This is a genomic window from Micromonospora sp. CPCC 206060 (genome assembly GCF_036906895.1).
Taxonomy (GTDB): Bacteria; Actinomycetota; Actinomycetes; order Mycobacteriales; family Micromonosporaceae; genus Micromonospora.
Map to the genome: position 1 here is coordinate 1 of NZ_JBAKHU010000214.1, position 1,563 is coordinate 1,563.

General features: G+C 63.8%; 2 protein-coding genes. Both read right to left on the reverse strand.

Annotated features, from left to right (window positions below; translation table 11 throughout):
* Window positions 1-59: 59 nt before the first annotated feature.
* Window positions 60-524, reverse strand: a complete 465-nt coding sequence (locus tag V6U90_RS33310; RefSeq protein ID WP_334445138.1) for a hypothetical protein — start codon at window positions 522-524, stop codon at window positions 60-62.
* Window positions 525-866: 342 nt separating this feature from the next.
* Window positions 867-1,286 carry a transposase family protein gene (locus V6U90_RS33315; RefSeq protein WP_334445139.1) on the reverse strand — a complete coding sequence of 140 codons (420 nt, stop codon included), beginning with the start codon at window positions 1,284-1,286 and terminating at the stop codon, window positions 867-869.
* Window positions 1,287-1,563: the final 277 nt, after the last annotated feature.

A 1,563-nucleotide genomic window follows, 5' to 3' on the forward strand; every position in this document is an offset into this window, starting at 1 on the left:
CACCGAACTCGTCGCCGGCTGTCCCTGGCTACCCACCGGCGCAGCGACCACCTGACCAGTCACCCGGACAGCACCGACATGAGAACGTCGAGGTGGTCGATGATTTTGTACCCGTCGCTGAGGAAGGCGCGCAAAATGCCGCCGCCGTTGTCGTCAGAGAGGCAGCGGACGAGGTGTCGCTTGCCCTGCTGGAGATCGAGCCAGCCGTTGACGTTGGTGTCGTACAGGTGCAGGGCCTGCGCGCGAGTCTTGCGCAGGTAGGCGGTGGGGATGCCGAGCTTGTCGCCGATCCCAGCGTCGCCGAGTTCGGTGGGCAGGTACAGCCCATCAGAGGAAAGGACCCCGGTATCGGTGATGATGGGCTCCGCGCCCGTGATGCGAAGGTGGCCGGCCTCGGCGCGCAGCATTCCCGTGCCGGCGACGACGTCGAGTTTGTGGTGCTGCTGCTGGTTGAGAATGGCGGTGAGGTCCGCCAGGGAAGCATGTCGGGCGGTCAGCGAAATGTTTTCGAACGTGTCACTCACGGTCGTTCCCTTCGGTTGTGGTTGTTGGTGTGTGGTCGGGGTTGCCGGCCCTCCCTCACATATTTAATGATACATGATTGCGTTCGTGGCGTCTACCTGAAACCCTTGTCCTTGAGGGGTGTTCGGGGTTCTATGCTGAACGGCGAGTGACTGTCCCGCTTAGCTCAACCGTTTCCGTACGTCCTGGCCCAACCCCTTTTTTGGCCGCCGGCGGCGAGCTTGCTCGCCTGGGACCGGGCGTCGGCAGTCAAATCCGACGCGGGGGTTTCGAGGAAAAGATCATGCGGGGTGTGCATGATGTTTTCGGAGCCCGCGGTGGGTTTTACTTCCGGCGACAGGGACCTACCATTCCGGCGCAGCCGGCGGCCAAAAAGGGAAGGGCAGTGCGGCCGAAGGCCGCTCCTGCAGGATCCTCGGCCTTGTGCCGGCCTTGAGGCACGAGGGTGGCACCGCATTGACAGGCCATCGGAGAACAAGGCCCTCGGCGCCGTCGCGTTCGCCGATCGGGACGACCAACCCGTCGACCGGCACCAAATCCTGGCGGCCCTGGGCGCGCATCTGCTCGTACAGCGGGGTGAGTACCACGTCGATAAGCACCTCCAGTTCGTCCTGGTAGCGCTCAACCGTCGAGGAGCCGCAGCCGAACAGCTCGGACAGTATGTCCGGCGGCAGGTTGTGCCGCAACGCGAACAACACCATCACAAGCGCGGTGTGCAGCGGAAGGGCCTGCGGTCGGCCGGTTGGGGTATCCGACTCGATCACTGCGGCCAACTGCTCGTACAGCCAGTCGACTGCTTGTGGTCAAGTCCGGTCATATGCGCGCAGCGCGACGGCCGGCCGTCGTGTCCATAAACCACACATCAGACGTCAGCCACGCTTGGGCATTACGTTCTGTCACATCGATACTCGCGTATCGCGCCGCAGCTCCCCTTTTGGGAAGTCCTCCGGTATATCGGGTGTGGGAGCTGGCGACAGGGTGACTGGTCAGGTGGTCGCTGCGCCGGTGGGTAGCCAGGGACAGCCGGCGACGAGTTCGGTG